This window comes from Chengkuizengella axinellae, from assembly GCF_030730905.1.
GTDB lineage: Bacteria > Bacillota > Bacilli > Paenibacillales > KCTC-33759 > Chengkuizengella > Chengkuizengella axinellae.
In genome coordinates, this window is the sequence record NZ_JAVAMP010000015.1 from 24,347 (window position 1) to 41,480 (window position 17,134).

General features: G+C 34.2%; 16 protein-coding genes. 2 read left to right on the plus strand and 14 right to left on the minus strand.

Annotation, left to right across the window (positions count from 1 at the left end; all coding sequences use genetic code 11):
• Window positions 1-117 precede the first annotated feature (117 nt).
• A complete protein-coding gene (locus Q5Y73_RS20555) occupies window positions 118-891 on the minus strand; it encodes a TetR/AcrR family transcriptional regulator (protein ID WP_305993798.1) in 774 nt (257 codons plus the stop codon).
• A 127-nt stretch (window positions 892-1,018) separates the two neighbouring features.
• Window positions 1,019-1,513, minus strand: a complete 495-nt coding sequence (locus tag Q5Y73_RS20560) for a GNAT family N-acetyltransferase (protein WP_305993799.1) — start codon at window positions 1,511-1,513, stop codon at window positions 1,019-1,021.
• Window positions 1,514-1,662: 149 nt separating this feature from the next.
• On the opposite strand from Q5Y73_RS20560, the gene Q5Y73_RS20565 reads away from it, so the two are divergent.
• On the plus strand, window positions 1,663-2,913 hold the full coding sequence (locus Q5Y73_RS20565) for a TolB family protein (RefSeq protein WP_305993800.1): 1,251 nt from the start codon (window positions 1,663-1,665) through the stop codon (window positions 2,911-2,913).
• 20 nt (window positions 2,914-2,933) lie between these two features.
• Here the strand turns inward: Q5Y73_RS20565 and Q5Y73_RS20570 are convergent, their stop codons facing one another.
• The 3 genes from Q5Y73_RS20570 to Q5Y73_RS20580 all read right to left on the minus strand — a co-directional run bounded on the left by Q5Y73_RS20570 (window position 2,934) and on the right by Q5Y73_RS20580 (window position 6,149).
• The gene (locus tag Q5Y73_RS20570) at window positions 2,934-3,611 is read right to left on the minus strand and encodes a hypothetical protein (RefSeq protein ID WP_305993801.1); all 678 of its coding nucleotides are present in this window, start codon (window positions 3,609-3,611) and stop codon (window positions 2,934-2,936) included.
• 350 nt (window positions 3,612-3,961) lie between these two features.
• Entirely contained in the window at window positions 3,962-4,924 is a 963-nt protein-coding gene (locus tag Q5Y73_RS20575; protein WP_305993802.1) for an L-threonine 3-dehydrogenase, read from the minus strand.
• A 34-nt stretch (window positions 4,925-4,958) separates the two neighbouring features.
• Window positions 4,959-6,149: a glycine C-acetyltransferase gene (locus Q5Y73_RS20580; protein ID WP_305993803.1), complete on the minus strand. Its 1,191-nt coding sequence runs from the start codon at window positions 6,147-6,149 to the stop codon at window positions 4,959-4,961.
• A 296-nt stretch (window positions 6,150-6,445) separates the two neighbouring features.
• Here Q5Y73_RS20580 and Q5Y73_RS20585 point away from each other — a divergent pair, with 296 nt between their 5' ends.
• The gene (locus Q5Y73_RS20585) at window positions 6,446-7,540 is read left to right on the plus strand and encodes a flavin monoamine oxidase family protein (RefSeq protein ID WP_305993804.1); all 1,095 of its coding nucleotides are present in this window, start codon (window positions 6,446-6,448) and stop codon (window positions 7,538-7,540) included.
• Window positions 7,541-7,695: 155 nt separating this feature from the next.
• Here Q5Y73_RS20585 and Q5Y73_RS20590 read toward each other — a convergent pair whose 3' ends face one another.
• The 9 genes from Q5Y73_RS20590 to Q5Y73_RS20630 form a co-directional block, all read right to left on the minus strand.
• On the minus strand, window positions 7,696-8,763 hold the full coding sequence (locus Q5Y73_RS20590) for a M24 family metallopeptidase (protein ID WP_305993805.1): 1,068 nt from the start codon (window positions 8,761-8,763) through the stop codon (window positions 7,696-7,698).
• A gap of 94 nt (window positions 8,764-8,857) precedes the next feature.
• A complete protein-coding gene (locus tag Q5Y73_RS20595; protein WP_305993806.1) occupies window positions 8,858-9,949 on the minus strand; it encodes a M24 family metallopeptidase in 1,092 nt (363 codons plus the stop codon).
• An 89-nt stretch (window positions 9,950-10,038) separates the two neighbouring features.
• Window positions 10,039-10,917 carry an L-serine ammonia-lyase, iron-sulfur-dependent, subunit alpha gene (sdaAA, locus tag Q5Y73_RS20600; protein WP_305993807.1) on the minus strand — a complete coding sequence of 293 codons (879 nt, stop codon included), beginning with the start codon at window positions 10,915-10,917 and terminating at the stop codon, window positions 10,039-10,041.
• Between the two features lie 76 nt (window positions 10,918-10,993).
• The gene (gene sdaAB / locus Q5Y73_RS20605) at window positions 10,994-11,656 is read right to left on the minus strand and encodes an L-serine ammonia-lyase, iron-sulfur-dependent subunit beta (protein WP_305993808.1); all 663 of its coding nucleotides are present in this window, start codon (window positions 11,654-11,656) and stop codon (window positions 10,994-10,996) included.
• 317 nt (window positions 11,657-11,973) lie between these two features.
• On the minus strand, window positions 11,974-13,212 hold the full coding sequence (locus Q5Y73_RS20610) for an MDR family MFS transporter (RefSeq protein WP_305993809.1): 1,239 nt from the start codon (window positions 13,210-13,212) through the stop codon (window positions 11,974-11,976).
• A gap of 253 nt (window positions 13,213-13,465) precedes the next feature.
• A complete protein-coding gene (locus Q5Y73_RS20615) occupies window positions 13,466-13,747 on the minus strand; it encodes a hypothetical protein (RefSeq protein ID WP_305993810.1) in 282 nt (93 codons plus the stop codon).
• A 169-nt stretch (window positions 13,748-13,916) separates the two neighbouring features.
• Complete coding sequence (locus Q5Y73_RS20620) at window positions 13,917-15,332, minus strand: TRAP transporter large permease (RefSeq protein WP_305993811.1); 1,416 nt, start codon at window positions 15,330-15,332, stop codon at window positions 13,917-13,919.
• Window positions 15,333-15,337: 5 nt separating this feature from the next.
• Complete coding sequence (locus Q5Y73_RS20625) at window positions 15,338-15,844, minus strand: TRAP transporter small permease (RefSeq protein WP_305993812.1); 507 nt, start codon at window positions 15,842-15,844, stop codon at window positions 15,338-15,340.
• Between the two features lie 86 nt (window positions 15,845-15,930).
• The gene (locus Q5Y73_RS20630) at window positions 15,931-17,037 is read right to left on the minus strand and encodes a TRAP transporter substrate-binding protein (RefSeq protein WP_305993813.1); all 1,107 of its coding nucleotides are present in this window, start codon (window positions 17,035-17,037) and stop codon (window positions 15,931-15,933) included.
• Window positions 17,038-17,134 lie beyond the last annotated feature (97 nt).

The following is a 17,134-nucleotide window of genomic DNA, read 5'->3' on the forward strand; positions in this document are numbered from 1 at the left end:
CTAGAATTAAACGAGTTACACGAATAGTTTACTAAAAAACAATCTATCAAGTTCTACATATCGTAAGACTTTCGTCATTAATAAGAAGGAGCATACTGTAAGTTAATACGTGAAAAATTAGGGTTTTATCCCTTCCCACAATATATGTGAAATATCTGATACAAGTGTTTCCTTCTGAATTTGTTCAGGGTTAATAATCCAAGTCTGAATTACCCCGTTAATAATGGATTGAATTAAAACAGATACAGATTTTGGATGTATTTGGTTTGATATTAAGTTTTTATCTTGCATCTCCTGAACTATTAGTTCAGTTCCGATTAATATTTTTGAAAAAGCATCATTTAGCTTATTTTTAACAATAGGCTCTCGACTCGAAGTAATAAATTCTAGCATTAACATTTGTTTATTCTCATCGTCAATGACAAATGTGAATTGAGATTCAAACCACTTTGACAAAGCTTTAACAGAATCATTAGAGCTTAAAATATGTTTTATGATACTTGGAATTTGTTTTAACTGATGAGAAATATTTCGATCAACTAAAGCTAAAAACAAATCTTGTTTACTAGAAAAATGCCAATAAACCGCCCCTTTTGTTAAATTTGCTTTTTTTGCTACTTCATCCAAAGTTGCCCGAGCATACCCTTTTTCAGAAAACACATTCGATGATGCTTCTATAATTTGTGTACGTGTATCGATTTGTGGAAGGTCATTTTCAGCTTGCCATTTAGACAATATTCTTTTCAGCTCCTGTTTATTTCCAAATTGTCGCCGCACTGTAGACCAATGCATATCCACCTCCTTTGCGATCTCTGAAAGAGTGATCTTATCAAAAGGTTTTTCAGATGCTAAACGAAATGCTGCTTTCATGATTTTCTCACGATCTGTCATCTATATCACCTCTATAGAACAAAATAAAAAAAACATACTTATGAGTATGTTTTTAATTTATAATATTACCTATTTTTTGTCAATTATATTCCTTGAATTTTATTTTAAAATGATATCAAAATAAATCTTACAATAACTTACTCATATAATATTCATCAATAGAAGTTCCATCTATAATAAGAGAATGCCTTTTGACTCCTTCTTTTTCAAAGCCCATTTTCTCATATAGTTTAATGGCTTTATCATTATGAGTCATTACAGTTAATTCTAATCTTGATATTTGCTGTTTGCTTGCCCAACGTTCCATTCTTTCAAACAACATTTGACCTATACCTTTCCCTGTAGAAGCTTGAAGAATACCAATCACAATATAGGCACTATGTTTAATTCTTTGAAGAGTTCCTCTGTTGGCTAAAATATAACCTGCAAAGCCTTGATTATTCTCAGCCACAAATATCATAGATTTTGACTTTAATAATTTTGTAATATGATCTTTTATTTCTCCAATGGATGATGTTCGTTCATCAGGTTCAAACAGCATATACTTCGTTTCATTGTCTAACCGTTTTAATAGCTTTAAAAATTTTTCCGCATCTTTTTCTTCAATTTGTCGAATATTCATAATGATACCTCACAGTGAATTTTATTGAATTATATTATTATCAAATTAGAACAGATTGTATCATACCACATAATATTGAGACATACATAATTTACTATTTTTTTAGACAAATTAAATGAAATACAAAAATAACATTATGGTGATTTAAATTGAAAAAATTAATCATTCTTTTCATCTTTTTAATGGGATATGTCCAATCAATAGTTATCTTTGCAAATGAAAACGAGGAAGGGATTCAACACATCCAAGCAGCTTTTGTTCGAAATAATGATCTTTGGATACTATTAGACGGTAGAGAACAACAAATCACTGATTCTCAAAAAGTTTTCAATTTAAAGAGTTGGTCATATGATGGAAAATGGATCCTATACCAAATCAAAAAACCTTCAAGCATTCCAAGTCACCTTAACCAATATGAAGTTTGGACTTTTAACATTGAAACGAATAAACACAAATATATCATGTACGATGGATTCAATCCTCAATGGGCACCTAACAGAAACATCATTACATTCCAACTAAATAACAGTCTAAACATCTCAGATCTCAATAGATTTTATAATGTTGCCTTAGGTGTTGGTAGTTACTCCTGGTTTCCTGATGGATCTGGATTTCTGTTATCTACTAGTGCTAACCTTTTGCCAAGTGGTTGGACAAATCCAATACTGTATAAAAAGAGTCTTCCGACAGATTATGAAGAAATGAATATGTTTGAGATTCATTCATTTTATACGATACCTAAAGAATTAGAAGTTGGAGAACATAAAATAATATCTATAAATGCAGGCTCTTTTGAATTTTCACCCAGTGGAAAATGGATCTCGTTCATCGTTTCTCCGACGGCATCTTGGTCTATGGACAGCAATATGTTATGTGTCATTTCTGATAGTGGTAAAAATTTTCAAGTATTGGATGAAATCATTACAGATATAGGAAATCCAAAGTGGGCTCCAACGACAGATAGATTAGCCTATATCGCAGGAGGTGGCCGAATAGTGCTTGGATTTAAAAACAAGGATTTAAAAGTTAAAGAGTTCCCTGTGAATGCTTCTCTAACACCAGAAAATTATGCAGAATTAGCTTTCACTTGGAAAGATAACGAAACGATTATTACATCAAGAGTAACTGAAGCGGAATGGTCAAACGATCCTTCTAAACACCCATTACCTTCTTTGTATTCTATAGATATTGAAAATAATATCCAAAAAAGAATCACACAACCTCCAAATGGACAAGGTGATTATCATCCTCAATATATTAAAAATCTAAAAAAAATAATTTGGGTTAGATCAAAAGATATATATAGTGGAAAAAATTTATGGATTGGTGATACAGATGGTTCAAATGCAAAAGAATGGTTAAGAAATATAGATGAGATTCAGATTTACGAAAAACCTTAGTATGTATTTTAGGTTCTGCATTATAACTCAGGCACCTTATACTTTCCAAATTCTAAAGGGAAAAAGTCATGTCCACTCTGAGCTTCAATGAGCTTAGGTGGATTTGATGTATTATCAATAATTAAAAACCTTGAATCCATGCCTCTCCAACCAAAATGTTCACTTATTTCTTCAGGGTTAATATTTCCTGTAACATAATTCTCTGCATGATCTCGGTCCTTCCAAATAGATACTTTTGTATATGGATCTGCTGAGAATTCAATGGCAAGTCGATAAATCAAGGCCCAGTATAAATCAACATCAATAGATTCAACACCTTCATACAATACTACCGTTTCTTTTTCAGTCTCGCCAGCATTGTTGTTATTTACTTTATAAGAGATAATTTCATAATCAAGACTTGGTAATTCTAATACGTTTTTGTAATTTTCCATTTTGTAAACCATCTGACCAATTTCTTTGTTTAACTTATTTACTTCTATCTTAGAATCAAACAATTCTCTATCTATTTTTTTGATCTCTTCCAATTGATTTTCATTTTCTTTTTTCAGTTCATAAATTTGCTGCTCTTTGTCTCCCAATTGTTTAGTCACTAATGTTAGATTTTCTTTCATTTTATTCATATTATATCCTTCTGCAATCACAATCACTATTAAAATAAAACTAATACATATGAACGTAACCACCCATTTTTTCATTAAATTACCTCTCTAACATAAATATTACTTACATAAATCTCATTCTCAAACCTACTTTTTTGTTTTATTATACACAAATCTACCTATTGAAGTAGTCGGACTGGAACCTCTCATAACTCAATTCTTATTTGGTCCGATTACATTTACAGTCAATTTGCAGAAGGAAAATAGTCAATTTAAATCGAGATGATGTCGGCATTACGGGAAAATGAATATCTCCCGCTGAAACCTTCTCAGGGAAATATGGAAAAAGGAAAAAGACTGCCTTGTTTGAGCAGCCACTTTGCATTATAAAATTTCATACAAACTTACTAGGTTTGATCAATACCGAATCTAATCTCATTTGTTTATTAACTCACATCAAGAGATGTATATTGAGTACTTAATTTTTCAATCATGTCCTGAGTCATTTTCTCCATATTATATTCTACTTTAAATCCCCATTCCTCCCTTGCACAAGTTGCGTCAATTGAATTGGGCCAACTTTCAGCAATCGCCTGCTTAACAGGATCAACTTGATATTTCATAGTAAATGAAGGGATGTGTTTTTTTATTTCAGAAGCAAAATCTTCAGGAGCTACACTCATCGCAGTTACATTAAATGCATTCCTATGTTTTAGCTTTGAAGCATCAGCTTCCATCAAATCAACAATGGCTTGAATAGCATCTGGCATATACATCATATCCATATAGGTTCCTTTTTCAAGATATGAGGTATAACTTTGCTTTCTTAATGCATCATAAAAAATCTCTACAGCGTAATCCGTTGTTCCCCCTCCAGGCTCTGTCCCGTATGAAATAAGCCCGGGGAAACGCAGTCCTCTCGTATCTACACCGTACTTTTGAAAATAATAATCACACAATAATTCTCCTGAAACTTTATTCACTCCATACATTGTTGTAGGTCTCAATATAGTGTCTTGAGGAGTGTCATTAGCTGGTGTTGTAGGACCGAAAGCACCAATGGAACTTGGAGTGAAAAATTGCAGCCCTAATTCTCTTGAAACTTCCAGTGCATTCATTAAACTCCCCATATTTAAGTTCCATGCTAGAAGTGGCTTTTGCTCAGCCGTTGCTGATAATAAAGCAACTAAATGAATAATCGTATCTACTTCATATTCTTTAGATATTTGGTACATTTTTTTCCCATCCGTTACATCCAACAATTCAAATGGACCTGATGTGACGACTGTACTATCATTTTTTCGAATATCAGTTGCAATAACATGATCTGATCCATAGATTTCCCTTAACTTCATAACAAGCTCTGAACCGATTTGACCTAGAGCCCCGGTAACTAAGATCTTTTTCATTCTTTTTCCCTCCTTTACTTTAGGAATATAAAAATCAAATTAAATTCATCTCTTTCCCTACTTCTTCGTATATCTTTATCGTTAGATCTAACATTTCTTTCGAATGAGCAGCTGTTGGCATGTTTCGCACTCTTCCTGTCCCTTTTGGAACTGTTGGGAATACAATCGATTTAGCGTAAACTCCCTTTTCATATAAGCGTTTACTAAAATCCTGAGTTTGTACTTCATCACCAATAATGCAAGGTGTTATTGGGGTTTCACTATTCCCTATATCAAATCCTAGTTCCTTTAAACCATTTTTTAAGTATTCGCTATTCTGCCACAGTTTCTCTTGAAGCTCAGTACTGTCTGATAAAATATCAATCGATTTTATACAAGCTGCAATATCTGCTGGAGTTAGAGCTGTAGAAAATAAGAAAGGTCTACTCCGGACTTTCAACCAATCAATTAAATCCTTTTTCCCAGCGACATATCCTCCTACAACTCCGATCGCCTTTGATAAAGTACCGATTTGAAAATCAACCTTATCTGATAATTTAAAATGTTTTACTGTACCTGCCCCATTCCCTAATACACCTGAGCCGTGTGCATCATCTACATATGTGATCAAATCAAACTCTTCAGCAATTTCAACGATCTCAGGAAGTTTTGCAATATCTCCATCCATTGAAAATACACCATCCGTAATGACCATCAATTTGTTGTATAGACCAGATTCTTTAGCTTCTCTTGCTTTGTTTCTTAAATCCTGCATATCTGAGTGATTAAATCTAATGATTTTTGCTCTAGATAATCGACAGCCGTCAATTATAGAAGCATGATTCAGTTCATCTGACAATATGGCATCATTTTTATCCATCACAGCGGAAATCGCAGCCATGTTGCAATTAAATCCTGACTGATATGCTATTGCTGATTCTGTGTGTTTGAACTTTGCCAGCTTCCCTTCCAATTCTAAATGTAATTTGAAGGTACCATTTATCGTACGTACTGCCCCCGCACCTACTCCATACTCTCTTATCGCTTCCATCATTGCATCTTTTAATCGTTCATCCGTAGCTAATCCTAAATAATTGTTTGAGGACAAGTTTATGAGTTTTTTTCCATTAATTTTAATGATTGGACCGTTCGAGCTTTCAAGTGGATCTATTTCATTGTATAATCCCTTTTCCTTTAACTCATCCAAATTTTGTTTTAAAAAGTATTGTAGAGTCTCACTAGACATTTCTACCCCTCCACTATTTTCAAATATTTGTCAATGATATGAATACAAATGTCCACTATATATAGACAATATTTATAGTTCATATAAAAGCGCTTTAATAGCTTATTATCAATGATTTATTTAGTTATATTATACAATATTATTACTGTTTTGTTTACCCTATATGGACATTTTCTAAAAAAATTTTCAGCCACTCAAAATCATACTGTTAACACGCTTTACATTCTATCTATTAGAAGGTAGAATATCGATTATAGCTTATATCAATGCAAATGCACAGATTGGAGATACGTATAATGAACGATCCTATAGTCATTGTTGGAGCAGGTTTAAGCGGACTCAGGGCAGCAACTCTGCTTATTTCGCAGGGTTACGATTGCAAAGTACTTGAGGCTAGAGCGCGCATTGGAGGGAGAGTTTTAAGTAATGAATCTTTGAATAGACCGGATCTTGGCAAGTTTGATTTAGGGCCAACTTGGTTTTGGCCAAAACATGAGCCCGTCATTTCTAGACTTGTCAAAGAACTCGGTTTACAAACATTTGTTCAACATACCGAAGGAGCCATGCTTTTGGAGCAATTTCAAAACAAATCTGCTCAGCGTTATATAGTGCCAGAAGGATCTGTCGAAAGGTCAATCAGACTCTCTGGTGGTATTAAATCCCTTATTGATGCTGTGGCAGATACTATTCCTCAAGGGAGGATTGAGTTAGACACACGTGTGACAGCACTCCGGATTAAGGAAAATGGAACCCTTATTGTTGAAGCAAATCACACTAGTGGAAAGAAAGAAAATATTCGTGCACGAGCTGTTATATTTGCATTGCCACCTCGAATTGTGGCAAATCACATAAAATTTTCACCTAAACTCTCACCTAAGCTTTTTAAAAGTCTAAATAATAAACCCACATGGATGGCAGGACAAGCTAAGGTAGTCACAATTTATGATCATCCATTTTGGCGGGAAAATGGACTCTCTGGACAAGTCACGAGCAGGGTCGGTCCCCTGCAGGAGATACATGATGCTTCACCCGAAACAGGTTGTGGCGCACTTTTTGGTTTCTTCGGCATGCATGCGAAGCAGCGCCAAAAGCATGATGATAAAGAAGTTATTAAGCTGGTGATTGAACAATTGTCTAGGCTTTTTGGGTCATCAGCGAATAAACCAATTGATATTCTTTACAAGGACTGGTCAAGTGATCCCGAAACAGCAGTTGACGATGACCTCTATCCACTGCTCACCTATCCTAACTATGGTCCTCCTACAGGTATGAGTACTTGGGAAAAAAAGATTATTTTTGCTGGAACAGAAACTGAGTCTGAATATGGTGGACATCTTGAAGGTGCCCTAAGATCAGCTTCACGTGCAGTATCAGAAATAAATGAATTATGAAAATTTAAAAGTTAAGATTATGGTCAACGTGTTGAAATAACAAAAATAGAATCCATTTTAAACAGCTATTAATATGGATTCTATTTATTATTAAACAGAAGATTTACATAAGATGATCAGGTTCTCATCATACGTTAATAAACAACTCACTAAAATTATAATTTAATTAATTCCTTTGGGGAATGTGTTAAAATTTCATTTCCATTTTCTGTAATGACAACATCATCTTCAATACGAACCCCACCTACTCCTGGAATATAAATCCCGGGCTCCATTGTTACAACCATTCCAGGTTGTAGAGTTAAAGAAGATTTTGGTGATATAAATGGCTCCTCCCACAGACTCAAACCAATTCCATGACCTGCACTGTTCCCACAGTATTTACTGTAACCTTTTTCACTTATGTAATCTCGAGAAATCGAATCTAAATCTTTACCATGAATGCCTGGTTTTATCGCTTCCACAGATCGAACTTGAGCTTCCAGTACAATATCGTAAATTTTCCGCATCTCATCAGAAGGCGTTCCTACCGAAATTGTTCGTGTAATGTCTGAAATATACCCTTTATAAATCGCTCCGAAATCTAAAGTGATCATCTCGCCTGATTCAATGACTTTTTGAGTTGCTACACCATGAGGCATCGCACCACGCAAACCTGATGCTATGATAATATCAAATGAAGAACCACTTGCTCCCAACTGACGCATACGTGTTTCTAATTCATTGGAAATTTCAATCTCAGTTACTCCTGGTCGTATAAAATCTAAGATATGTTTAAAGGCTGAATCAGCTATTTTTGCAGAAGCCTTTAACAATTCTATTTCTTCTGTTGTTTTTATTGTGCGTAATGTTTCAATGACACCTGAAGTTGGTACTAATTCAGCATCAATAGCCTCATTATATCTTGAAAATACGCCATAAGTCATATCTTCTTGTTCAAACCCAAGTTTAGTAATCCCTAAATTGTTGATTACTTCGGGGACTTCAATATACAATGAGTTTCGATCTTGATATTTCACTACATCAAAATCTTTTGTTTGGACTTTCGCCTGTTCTACATATCGATAATCTGTTAGAAAGATAGCTTCAGTTGGAGTGATAACAGCAACACCTGCCGTACCAGTAAAACCTGTAAAATAAAAACGATTTTGTGGATTCGTGATGAATAAACCATCTATCCCTAGGTTTGAAAATTGTGAACGCAATTGATTGATCTTATCCATAAAATTCTCCTTTTCCCAGCACAAATAGGTTTAAAATTTACACATTCCCCAAAATTCCATATATGCTTGGCACAGTTCACCTCACATTTGTTACTTACACATCTAACATTTGCAGCTCTTTAGGGAATGTTGATAATACATCAACTCCATCCTTTGTCACCACTACATTATCTTCAATTCTAACACCAGCTAATTTAGGATTGTAAATCCCAGGTTCAATCGTAAATGTCATCCCTTCACGAAGTAGTCCCGAAGCTTTGCTATGTACTGAAGGATGTTCATGAATTTCCATTCCAAATCCATGACCTACTCGATTAATAAAATATTGTCCATAACCTTTATTTTCAATCACTGCTCTTGCAGTTAGATCAACATTTGCAATAGATGTACCTGGCTTCACTACCTCTATAGCTTGTAAATTGGCTTGAAGTACAGTATCGTAAATATCTTTTAATTGATCATTTACTTCCCCAATCGCAAAGGTTCTCGTTAAATCAGAAACATATCCGTCTAAGACAACTCCAAAATCTATTAATAAAAATTCACCCGTCTTGATTTTACGATCTCCAGGATTTCCATGAGGATGTCCTGCTTTCTCTCCTGCTAACACAAGACTTGAAAATGAAGGTCCTTCAGCACCAAGTTTCTTTATTTGATATTCTAATTCTGCAACTATTTCCATCTCCGTAATATTCAGCTTTATTTTTGGAAGGGTTAGACGTAATGCTTCTTCTGTTATATCAATTGCTTTTTTGATCTTTGTAATCTCTCCTTGACTTTTAGATATTCTCATATCTTGAAGCAATTCATCAATTTCATGTATTTCATCCGCACCAGCTACAGCTAATATCGATTCATAATTTTTTACAGTAAGATGGTTTTTTTCCAAACCAAAACATTGAATGGAAGACGGTAAATATCGTTGCAATACTTCATAAGCATTTTCAGCATCATCATGTGAATAGATTTTTCCAACACTGGATACAGATTCAGCATTCTCAGCATCAAGCAATGGAACGAATAAAAATGGATCTTCTCCCTTTACTAATACAAAACCCATAAATCTTTCATGAGGATCTGTTAAAAAACCTGTAAAATAGTATACATTTTGGGGCTGTGTTATTAATAGTACATCAACGGAATTCTGATCCATATAGTCATAAAGTTTTTCAATTCTATTATTCATTTCATTCGCCCTTTCTTATTAATGATATGTATTTCAAATCCCAATCTATCAGCAGGAATATATATATCTACTAATAGATTGGGATTTGTTTATTTAACGGATATTCCAAAAATCTTTTCTTGCAATTTTTTACCTGTAGGTGTAGCTGCAAGACCACCTAGTGCTGTTTCCTTTAAAGCTGTTGGCATATTTTGCCCTATTTTATACATAGCATCTATAACTTCATCACAAGGAATACGACTTGTAATACCAGCCAGTGCCATATCAGCAGCAATCATTGCATTGGATGCACCCATTGCATTTCTTTTTACACAAGGAACTTCTACTAAACCTGCTACCGGATCACAAACTAAACCTAACATGTTTTTCAATGTGATGGCCATTGCTTCAGCAGATTGTTTTGGTGTACCTCCAGCCATTTCAACAATAGCCGCAGCTGCCATTCCTGAAGCTGATCCAACCTCTGCCTGACACCCACCTGCAGCTCCAGATATGGAAGCGTTATTGGCAACAACAAATCCGAAAGCACCAGCTGTAAACAGAAATTCAATCATCTGTTCTCTTGAAGGGTTTAATTTGTTTTTTACCGCAAATAACGTCCCAGGGACAACACCTGCTGAACCAGCCGTAGGAGTTGCGCAAATGGTACCCATTGCAGCGTTCACTTCATTCGTAGCAACGGCTTTACTTACTGCATCAAGAATAATTTCACCAGATAGAAATTGCCCTTTTTCAATGTATTTTTGTAAGAGAACAGCGTCCCCACCTGTCAAACCAGAAAATGAATGAACACCAGCCAGTCCTTTTTCAATGGCTTTTTCCATGACTTCTAAATTTTTGTCCATCTGTGACAATACTTCTTCACGAGACTTCTCTTTTACTTCCATTTCCTGCTGAATCATGACCTCAGCTATTTTTATACCTTTACTTTCTGCTAATTGCACAAGCTCAGTTACATTTCTGAACATGCTTCCCCCCCCTCTCTGTTTAAAACTAATTTATGTTTTTTGTTTTGAAAAGTTAATTTAAGGTTATGTTTTAAATTTAATCCACTATTTTTGTTACTTGTAGTATATTCGGCAAAATTGAAATGTCATTTAATACAGAATCATCAATATTTTGGTCTACCTCAATTGTCATTAATGCCAGTTTTCCTTTTTCTTTTCTCGATACTTCCATATGACCAATATTAATTTGATGTTTGGCTAATAAGTTAGCTACAGCTGCAATTGCCCCAAATTTATCATTATGCGCAATTAAGATAGCAGGATGATTCCCTGATAATTTTAATTCGAATCCGTTAAGCTCTGTGATTTCAATTTTTCCACCGCCAATAGATACTCCTACTAATTCTAAGTCCCCTTGATCGTCTCCGATTTTTACACGTGCAGTATTTGGGTGATCAGTGACCGCATCCTCTTCGTGAAAAGTGATTTGTATACCTGATTGGTGAGCTATACCCAATGAAGACTTAATTCTTTCATCAAATGTATCAAAATCTAGGATTCCACCAATAATAGCAACATCAGTACCATGACCCTTATATGTTTTTGCAAATGAGCCATAAAAAGAAATGGAAATCCATTTCGGTTCTCGACCGAATAAACTTCGAGCAACCTTGCCTATTCTGGCAGCACCTGCTGTATGTGAACTTGAAGGACCGATCATAACCGGACCAATGATGTCAAACACACTTTTAAATTTCATAGTGGTGTCAACCTTTCATTTAAATGTTTAAAATGTTAATGCGCTTTCATAAATTAAAATTCTAAAGTAAATTTACAACCTAAGAATATCACAAGAAACTACAGATGGGAACAAGATTGTTTACTCACTTTTCTGCATAAATATATATCCTTCAATGTAGAGTAAAATATATATATTTGTTAGTGTAATAAAACCCTCGTTAAAATGTAGTCTAATTCTTCATTAGAGGTAATTTTTATTTAAATATTGTATTTTTGTAGACCTAAAAATTTTGAAAAAAAACTCGCCAATTGGCGAGCCCTTTCTTCTCATTAGGATTAAAATTGATTTTCTTTAATCCTGAGCTGTACTTTCGGAAAAATAACGTAATATATCGACGTTCCAACTAAACCAATACATGTAATAATAATAGCCATAACATAAGATGATAGAAATGCACTAATCGTTACCAAAGTAGATGAAACTAACATACTTAAATGAAATGTCATTCCTTTAATCGCCATATATGAGCTTCTAGCATCATCTGGTGGTAAAGATGCAATACTAGATTGTTCAACAGGAACTCGAATCACTTCCCCCACAGTAGCAATGACCATCACAATGAATAAAAGCCAAATATTATTAGAAAATGAAATAAATCCATATCCTGCAACAAATAATAAACATCCAGTAACTAGGACAGCTCTCTCTTTAAATCTTTCAATAAACTTAGCTGCAAATATAGCTAGAGAGGCTACTAAAATCGTGTTTTCCGTTCTTAAAAACCCTAACATTTGAACTCCAGTAATTTCCCAAGAAAAGAATTGTTGATTTGTCATTTCTTCACTTAAACGTATTCCGATATAATTTGCTAGATTAAACTCCATGGATAAAATCAAAACACCTGCAAGCACAAGCCAAATAAATAAGCGATCTTTGAACACCATGTTATAAGTAGTGAAGATTTTCTTAATATGCGAAGTAGATTCTTCTTCTGGATTTGGAAAATAACTCTCTTTAATAAAGAAGGTGATCAATGAAACTGTAATCAAAGAAGCAATGGACAATGCCATTAGCAATTCAAATAAATGGGTTTCAAATAACAAGCCTCCTAAAATTCCTCCTATCGCAATGGACAGATTGTTAGCCCAATAAGTGATAGAATACATTAATTTCCTCTGTTCAGGTGTAGATACATCGATCAACATCGCTTGATGAGCTGGTCCAGAAAATCCCCAGCAAATTGTATTCACAGTCATCATTAAAAAAGTAATCATCACCGATTCAACCCAAGGAGAATTAAATACCATCATTGTAAAAAATGCAAAAAAACGAGCAATCTCTGCATAAAGCATTAATTTTTTCCGTCCAACTCTATCAGAAATATAACCACCAAAAAAATTAATACAAATCCCAATAAAAACATTGAACAAAAGTAGCAATCCTGTAATCTCTTCTCCAAAATGTTTGAAGAAGTAGATCGCCATAAATGGAAAAATCATACTTCCTATGAAAGTACTAATAAACGTTTCAATAATACGAATTTTAATATTGATATGAAAATCTTTAAACTTCAATGCTCTCCCCCCTGTTGTCTACCAAAATGAAGTGTAATTTTAACATTATAATAGCCTGACACCCTTTTTGGCAATCATTATTTTTCATAGAAAAATAAACCATGGATAATCATGAAAAGTGAATAAAATTAAGTGTGATAACATGAGAGTATAGGAGGATACAATGCCAATATTGAGCAGTTTGTATACATAATAAAAAAAGCACTACGATGAGTGCTAAAAATATAAACAAGATAATAAATATGAGATAAATCTATTGTACCGTTAATAATGTATCATCAATTATTATTTTACTTTTTTGTGCTTCCACATACCAATTTGATACATCCGGTTTATTTTCCTTTAATTCTTTTATATATTTTTCATATCCAATTCCTTCAATGAGTTGACCATTTATTTGCAACCCAGTAGTCTGTATAACGATTTCATATTCACCAGGATCTTTAATCCTAATCTCTTCATTTATATCTATACTCTCACCTGGTTTTAATTTCCTATATACTCCTACGTCAGTTTGTTTTCGGTACAGGTACATTCATCTAAATTTTTTCTAGCTGATTTTAAATTTACATTTATTTTAAAATCAATAAGTTAGTTTGTTACTAATTAACGTAACCATTGTCACTCGACTTATTGGATGTATAGCCATTTGGATTTGATCCTACTCCTATTAACTGTTCTAAAACAAGCTGCATCGGACTTCTTTATTTTAAACTATAAATCAAATCTGGAAGCCACAAGCTGATGGCTGGTATATAGGTCACAAGGATCAATCCAATAATCACTGCAATTAACCAAGGGAACGCAGATTTTGTGACATCGATTAGAGACATTTTTGTCATTCCACTTGCTACATATAAATTCAGTCCTACAGGTGGTGTAATCATCCCAACTTCCATATTCACAACCATAATAATTCCAAAATGAATAGGATCAATACCTAAAGCTATAGCAACTGGGAATAAAATGGGAGCTAATATCGTAATGATCGCTGTTGGTTCCATAAACTGTCCCGCAATAAACAATAATACATTCACAATGAGCAAAAAAAGGATAGGTCCTACATTCCAGGCTGTAATCCAATCTGCTATGTTATGAGGGATTCTTTCCAACGTAATGATATGTGCAAACAACATAGCCATAGCAATGATAAAAAACAGCATCGCTGTAGTTTTACTAGAATCGATTAATATTTTAGGTATATGTTTCAACTTTAAATCCCTATGGATAAAAAAACCTACAATTAATCCTATAAATACAGCTACAGCTGCTGACTCAGTTGGAGTAAAATATCCAGTATATATCCCTCCAACTACAACGATGGGTAATAACAAACTCCAGAAACCTTCACCCAAAGCTTTTAATCTTTCTTGTATGCTTGCTTTCTCAGCAATTTTAAATTGATTTTTTTTAGCAATGACGTAACTTACTACAGATAACAGAAAAGCTATAAGAATACCCGGAATAATACCAGCTAAAAAAAGCTTTCCTGCAGATTGGTCCACAGTGACAGCATAAACAATCATTGGAATACTAGGTGGAATAAGGATACCAAGTGATCCAGCGGTCGAAATAGAACCTACAGCATATTGTTTTGAATACCCATGTGTAACCATAGCAGGAATCATGATCCCTCCTATAGCAACAACTGTTGCTGGTGAAGAACCTGAAATAGCAGCAAAAAGAGCACAAGCAGCTACACTAGCAATTGATAATCCCCCTGGTATATGCCCAACCCAAGCATTCGTAAGATTAATAATCCGTTTTGCCACGCCTCCCGTAGTGAATATATTTCCTGCTAATATAAATAAAGGAATAGCCATGAGTGTGAAATGATTCAATCCTGAAAATACTTTTCCAGCTAAATCTGCCATAGGGTCCGTTGTGAAATAATAAATAGAGGCTACTGAAGACAACCCTAAAGCAACTGCAATTGGCAATCCTAAAAATAGCAACAAAAATAACAATGAGAATAACGCAATCCCCATATTATTGATTTGAATGGCATAAATAACACCAAAAAGTGATACGAAGATTAATAATAATGAAAATAATTTGCTTTTTATGCTCTTTTTGTTTTTGGGAGAAAGTGCCTGTGGCTCTTTGTTGATATTTGCCATTGAGCTCATAAATCCTCACCAACTTCCTGCTGCCTTAATTGATGAATTGGTTTTTTAACATAACGAATAAGAGTCTGCAGAAAACGAATGCTCATTAATCCAAATGCAATAGGTATAATGGATTTAGGAATATATACGGGAATTTCCATTTCAGGGGTCACCTGACCAAAATCATAAAGAATCTGGATATGTTGAATCCCTAAAATCGTAATAATGATACAAAACAGAGTACATAAACTTAAGGCACCAACACCAATCATCTTTTGTATCAAAGTTGGAAATTGTTTTACAATAATATCTATTCCAATATGAACCTTATCCCTCACACCAATGGAAGCCCCAATTAACCCACAGGTAATCAGCAAATAAATGGAAGCTTCAAACGAAAAACCTAAAGTAGCATTAAAAATCCTTAATATGATTTCAAAGAACGTGATGGACACTCCTAAAGCTAGAGTAATTGAAACAATGATTTCTTCGATATGATTTAATAGCGTATCGATTTTTTTCAACTAGGATCACTTCCTTACCTTACCTTGTTACACAAGGTGTGACTGACATTACTCATGAGTAGATAAAACTGCAAAGACCTTTTTCATTAATTATCTCTTAGCTCTTTAACAGCATTTATGAGATCTGCTCCTACCTCATCTTCATACTCTTCATATACTACATTCATCACATCAATCCATGCTTGTTTTTGTTCATTTGTTAAATAATGAATTTCCTCAAGCATGTCATCCGCTATGATTTTATCCAGATTTTCTTGATTCAATCTTTCACCGTTTTCTCTTACCCACTGTGTCGTTTCATTTAATGCTTTTTGTAATTGTTCACGTATATTATCCGGTAATCCATTCCAAAATTTATCATTCGTAATAACCGCATAACCTAAATAACCATGGTTGCTGATCGTCATATACCTTTGCACTTCATGAAATTTTTTAGAGTAAATATTCGACAGCGTATTTTCTTGACCATTGATTACACCTTGTTCTAGTGCACTATAAACTTCACTAAAAGGCATCGGAGTTGGAACTGCGTCTACGGATTCAAACTGTGCTTCTAACACTTTACTGGACATGACTCTGAATTGCTGACCCTCAAAATCCTCAGGCATGTAAAGCGGATGATCATCCAAAGTCATTTGTTTAAAACCATTGTCCCACATGGCAAGTCCCAGCAGATCCTGATCTGTTAGCATCTTAAATAACTTACCGCCTATTTCTTCACTTTCCATTGCTGCTTGTACAGAGGCTACATCCTCAAATGCAAAGGGAAAATCAAATATCGTCCATTGGGGAAACAGTTTGGACACTTTTGAAGTAGACGGAGCAGCTAATTGAACATTATTTTGTTGCACTGCAGCTAAAACATCATCATCATTATACAATTGTGAATTTGGGAAAACCTCTACCTCTACTCTTCCATCTGTATATTTCTCAGCTAACTCTTTAAACATGTTTGCAGCTTGACCTTTAGGCGTATCTTCGGCCACAACGTGTGAAAATTTAATGACAATAACTTCTTCCTTTTTCAATGTTTCTGTAGCAGGTTCGGAATCCTTTGTATTTGTATCTACATCTTCACTTTTATCTGTATTTGAAGAATCTGTGTTTTGATCAGTGGATCGAGCACCGCAACCTGTTAAAACCACTAATATAAGGATTAAAGACACACTGATCAACATCCATTTTTTTAACATAAAAAATCCCCCTTATTATCATATTGCCTTCCTAATTATGATAACGTTTACAAATGTAAGAGGGAATAATTTGACCATATTGAACGTTTTGATCTTT